The organism is Actinosynnema sp. NPDC023658 (genome assembly GCF_040639995.1).
Lineage (GTDB): Bacteria > Actinomycetota > Actinomycetes > Mycobacteriales > Pseudonocardiaceae > Actinosynnema.
Genome location: NZ_JBFAAX010000434.1, coordinates 1 through 4,857, shown reverse-complemented (window position 1 = coordinate 4,857; position 4,857 = coordinate 1). Strand labels below are relative to the sequence as shown.

At 72.0% G+C, this 4,857-nt stretch carries 5 protein-coding genes; 2 read left to right on the top strand and 3 right to left on the bottom strand.

The genetic code is table 11. The features are described from left to right. Together AB0G02_RS28250 and AB0G02_RS28245 are read left to right on the top strand one after the other, a co-directional pair. A partial coding sequence (locus tag AB0G02_RS28250) for a zinc-binding dehydrogenase (protein WP_360799573.1) occupies nt 1–109 on the top strand: 109 nt, incomplete at its 5' end. A 129-nt stretch (nt 110–238) separates the two neighbouring features. Next, on the top strand, nt 239–1,735 hold the full coding sequence (locus tag AB0G02_RS28245; protein ID WP_360799570.1) for a hypothetical protein: 1,497 nt from the start codon (nt 239–241) through the stop codon (nt 1,733–1,735). Between the two features lie 24 nt (nt 1,736–1,759). Here AB0G02_RS28245 and AB0G02_RS28240 read toward each other — a convergent pair whose 3' ends face one another. From AB0G02_RS28240 to AB0G02_RS28230, 3 genes are all read right to left on the bottom strand, one after another. Next, a complete protein-coding gene (locus AB0G02_RS28240; protein ID WP_360799567.1) occupies nt 1,760–3,205 on the bottom strand; it encodes a hypothetical protein in 1,446 nt (481 codons plus the stop codon). Further along, nucleotides 3,205–4,059 carry a hypothetical protein gene (locus tag AB0G02_RS28235; RefSeq protein WP_360799564.1) on the bottom strand — a complete coding sequence of 285 codons (855 nt, stop codon included), beginning with the start codon at nt 4,057–4,059 and terminating at the stop codon, nt 3,205–3,207. The genes AB0G02_RS28240 and AB0G02_RS28235 overlap by 1 nt, the downstream gene beginning before the upstream one ends. Before the next feature lie 221 nt (nt 4,060–4,280). Continuing rightward, nucleotides 4,281–4,857, bottom strand: a 577-nt coding sequence (locus AB0G02_RS28230; RefSeq protein WP_360799561.1) for a peptidase dimerization domain-containing protein, incomplete at its 5' end; no start/stop codon positions are given.

Sequence of the window (4,857 nt, the reverse complement as noted above, 5' to 3'; positions counted from 1 at the left end):
CGGGCTGGTGACCACCGTGGCCGCCACGTTCCCGTTGGCCGACGCCGCCGAGGCGCACCGGGTCAGCGCCTCGGGACACGCACGCGGCAAGCTCGTGCTGCTGCCGTGAGCGCCTGACGAAGGTCCGAACTCGACCGGTCGAGGAGGAGCCGCCTGAACCGAACAGCCCCTGGACACTCCCGCACACCTGCCTGTAACACGGGGTGGACGAACACCGGCGGGAGTCCGAGGAGGTCCGATGGCGGCACGGGACGTGGATCGGCGCACGCTGCTGCGGCACGCCGGGGCGGCGGGCGCCGTCGGGGCGTTGTCGGCGCTGTTCGGTAACGTGCCCGCGATGGGTCAACCATCCACGACTCCGTTCGACCTGCACTTCGCGGTGACGCACAAGCACCGCCCGTTCGACCTGCTCGCGCCGCGGTTCGTGCAGTACGACAGCGCGATCGCACCGCCCACGGCCGCCTCCACGGTGGTCCGCACGGGCGTGCGCCCCCGTGCCCCGTTCGGGTCGGTGCTGGTGGAGGTGCAGCGAGCCGAGGGCGTGGTGGTGGCCGGGTTGGCGGGCGCGACGACGTCCGTGCTCGGCACGCTCGACGCGACCGCCGGTCGGGCCACGATCGAGGTGACCACCGGCGGCACGACCACCGTGGTGAAGTCCGCCGACGTGCGGGTGAGCGGCGCGTTCCGGTTCGCCGTGGTGGTCAACGAGAACGCGGTCACGGTCCTGGTCGACACCACCGGCACGGGCACCGGCTGGCAGCCGGTGCTGACCGAGCGGGACGGCGTGCGCGCGCTGGTCGACCTTCGGGTGCCCGCAGTCCTGGGCGGCCTCGACTACGCCTACGGCGGTCGCGGCGACGACGTGCGGCTCGGCCGGGTCCAGGCGGGCTACTTCGGCCAGGCCGGCGTCCGCGACCCGCACCTCGTGCAGCACGCCGACGGCAGGCCGTTCATCCGCGACGGCAAGCTGTACCTGACCATGACCAACGCCGGGTTGGGCTTCTTCCAGCAGGCGCACTGGGCGGTGTGGACGCTCGACCTGGCCGACCCGTCCCGGCTGGAGCAGGTCGCGGTCCTGTTCTTCGAGCGCGACGGCGTCGTGCTGGGCGACCACGCCGGGCAGATCGTGCACGACGACCGCACCGGCCGGTTCATCCTGCTGATGAGCTCGTGGGGCGACTTCGCGTTCCAGGGCGTGCACGTCCGGCACACCACGACCACGGCGAACGTCCTGCGCGGCGTGCACGTCCTGCGCACCGAGCGGCTGCCGCTGCCGACCGCCGTCAGCTCCTGGGACCCCTCGCTGACCCGGATCGACAACCGCTGGCACCTGGCGTTCGTGGAGAGCGAGGCGCAGCAGCCCGCGTTCGTCTTCCACCCGGCGCTCGCCGTCGGCGCGCCCGGCGCGGTCTACACCCGGACGCGGCTGGTCGGCGCGGACACCTCGGTGGACCAGACCGAGGGCACGATCATCCAGCGGGTCGGCCGCGAGTGGTACGTGTTCGCCAGCGACGGCGACGCCCGGCAGTACCCGGTGTACGACCGGTCGATGCGCAAGCTCGGCACCCTCGACGCGCCCTACGGCACCAACATCCCGCACCCGGTGCTGTTCCCCGTCGGCCGCGAGTGGTGGCTGATCACGTTCGACGGCACGCAGTACGCCGAACCGGTGCTCGGGTACGGCGGGCACGGCGACCTGATCCTGATGCGCAGCCCGGCCCCCGGCCGCGGGTGACGCGGACGAGGGCCGGCGCGGGCACTACCGCCGCATCTCCTTCTCCTTGGCGAAGAACTCCTTGATCAGGTTGTCGCGCACCTGGTCCCCGTTGGCCGCGTACGGTCCGCCGGGACCGGTCAGCCGCTCGATCTGGTCGAGCAGGGCGGCGCTCTGGTCGCGGAGTGCGGGGTTCATCGTGAGCTGCTGCCCGTTGACGGTGACCGTGCCGCCCTGGACGTAGTCGCGCAGGCCGTTCCAGTCGGTCGGCGCGACCCCGCCCGGTCGCAGCTGGTAGTCCAGCCGCGGCGGCTCGCCGTTCGCGCCGTGGTGGGCGTTCTCGTTGACCAGGACGTTCTGGTACTCCAGCAACGTCCGCTGCGAGTTGTGGTCGTTGAAGCCGAACTCGTTCTGCCGCGCGTGGCCGACCTCGTGCAGCAGCGTCTCGTTGTTGTTGTGCTTGTCGTCCAGCATGAGCAGGTTGTCGTTGACGTTGTAACCGCCACCGCCCTGCATGTCGAGCATGTCCTTGGCCGGGCTGCCCGCGAAGTCCGGGTCGGCCATCAGCTCGGGCGGGAGGCCCATCAGCTGACCCAGCGTCATCTGCCGCTGCTCGGGGGTGAGGCCGTGCAGGTTCTCCGGCGGCAGGTCCATGACCGGCGTGTCGAGGGTGTACGGGCGACCGTCCGGCCGGTTGCCGGTGGGCACGACGACCCCGGCGACGTCGTGGTTCAGGCCGAGCTGCTGCCCGATGTCCTGCATCCGGTCACCGAGCGGTCGGTTGTCCGGGTTCGGCATCGCGGTGATGTTGGGCGGCGGCGGCAGGGTGTTGCCCTGGCCGGTGCCGTCCGTGCTGCTGTCCGTGCTGCTGGTGTCGTCCGGGCCGTTGTCGTGGGGGCCGTTGTCGCGGGGTGGGTCGCCGCCGTTGTTCTGGCCGCCGTTGTTCTGGCCTCCACCGTTGTTCTGGCCGCCGTTGCCACCGCCGGCCGGGCCGCCGTAGACGTTGTTGTCCTGGCCGATGCCGTTCAGGTTGTCCGTGATGTCGCCGTCGGTCGTGCGCATCGTCTCGGCGGACTCGCGGACCTTCTTCGCGGCGTTGGCGGCGGCGTCCGCGGCGGCCTTGGTGGTGTTCGCGCCCTGGCTGATGGTCCCGTTCAGCGGTGACGCGATCATGCTGCCGAACGCGCCGTAGACGTCCGGCGTGGCCTGGTGCGACCCGATGTTCTGGCCGATGGTGGTGAGGCCGTGGCTCGTGGTGTCCAGGGTCTGCGCCGCCCAGTCCAGGTTGTCCAGGCTCATCGCGCTGCCGTTGTCGCCCACGGCGTAGAAGTCCGAGAACGGGTTCGTCGGCGACGGCGGCGGGCTGGCCTCGTACTTGTCGCTGAACGGGTTGCTGGTGGTGCTGGTCGTGCTGTCCGGGCTGCCGGGTGGCGGCGTGGAACCGCCGGGCGGCGGCGTCGAGCTGCCGCCCCCTCCTCCGGTGCGGGCCATCAGACGGCCTGCTTCTGGACCGGCTGACCGCCGCCGGCCTTCTTCTCGTCGTAGAAGTCGCCGTAACCGCCACCGGCCTTGACGCCCTCGTGCGTGATGCCGCCGACGTCACCGAACCGCTCGAAGCCCTTGCCCAGCGAGCTCATCGAGCCGCCCAGCTTGCCCAGCCGCGCGGCCTGCCTGCCCAGTGCCGCGATCAGCTTCGCGATCCGCGCGCCGATCTGCACCGCGAGCGCGGTGGCGCTGCCGACCGCGTACCCGATGAAGCCGACGATGGAGGCGCCGAAGGTGAACACGGCGGCGGCCGCCGCGATCAGCGCGCCCTTGACGAGCTGCGCCAGCAGGCCGGCGATCAGGTCGCGCACGATGTCGCGCAGGATGATGATCAGCGTGCCGGTCACCGCGGTGACGCGCGCCGTGCCGTCCACCGTCTCGGCCAGCGCGTCCAGCTCGCCGCCGAGCCGGTCCATGCTCTTCTTGAACGCCTCGCCCGCCTTGCCCTCCCAGCCGGTGAACTTCGCCATCGCGTCCTTGTGCGCCGCGGCCTGGTCGCGGATCTGCTTGGCGTCGGCCTTGACCAGCTCGATGTGCGCCTGGATCGCGTCGCGGTCGCCCATCAGCATGTCCAGCGGCTCGCGCAGGAAGCTGACGTGCTCGATCAGCCACCCGATGCCGGCCGCCAGCAGCGTGCCGATCGGGTCGACCGCCAGCGCGACGGTCGAGGCGACCACGTCGATCGCGCCGAAGGTGATGTCGAGGACGCGTTCGGTCTCGCTCTGCGCGTCGCCCTCGATCGTCTTGACGAAACCGGCGTAGCTCTCGAAGATGCCCGCCCCGGTCCACTGGTCGGTCATCGTCGCCACCACTCCCCCGCCACGCGCCCCCCGGTGTGCGGTAACCCGGTGTGCGATAACCCGGTGTGCGGCGACCCGGTGTGCGGCCTTCGCGTTCCCACGGACGTGTCTCCCCCTGCTCGGAATCCTTCCGAGCGCAGTGGAGCCGAGCGCGCCAACGACGGACCAACGTCCGACCAACTCCCGGTGTCGGCGCTCGTCCGGCGGGTGGCCGCTCCCCGTCAGGAGGCGGGGAGCCAGCTCTTCGCGGCGGCGGCGAGGGCCGCGACGCCGACGTCCAGGGTCGGGGTGACGACCGGGGCGAACAGCGGCGAGTGGTTGGACGGCAATTCCGCCGCGACCGCGGCGAGGTCCTCGAAGGTGGTGGCGCCCGCGAAGGCGGCCGGGTCCGCGCCGCCGAGCAGCCAGTAGACCAGCGGCGCACCGGCGGCGGTGGCGAAGACGCCGACGTCCTCGCTGCCCGTGACCGGACCGGGGTCGACCACCCGCGCGTCGGTGACGACACCCGCGAGGGCGACACGGGTGCGGGTGACGGCGTCCGCGTCGTTGACCACGGCCGGGTACGCGTTCATCGCGGTGATCTCCGGCTCTCGCGGGGCACCGGAGGTGGCCGCCTCACCGCGCACGATGCGGTCGATCGCGGCCAGCGCGCGCTCCCGCACCCTGGGGTCGTACGTGCGCACGCTCAGCAGCAGCTCGGCCTCGTCCGGGATGATGTTGGCGACCGTGCCCGCCCGGATCGCGCCGACGGTGACGACCGCCGTGGCGCCACCGGCCGTCTCGCGGGACACGACCGTC

Bases quoted from the DNA above. Each gene is read 5' to 3' on its own strand.
- AB0G02_RS28245 (WP_360799570.1), top strand. From the start codon at position 239: ATGGCGGCACGGGACGTGGATCGGCGCACGCTGCTGCGGCACGCCGGG.
- AB0G02_RS28240 (WP_360799567.1), bottom strand. From the start codon at position 3,205: ATGGCCCGCACCGGAGGAGGGGGCGGCAGCTCGACGCCGCCGCCCGGC.
- AB0G02_RS28235 (WP_360799564.1), bottom strand. From the start codon at position 4,059: ATGACCGACCAGTGGACCGGGGCGGGCATCTTCGAGAGCTACGCCGGT.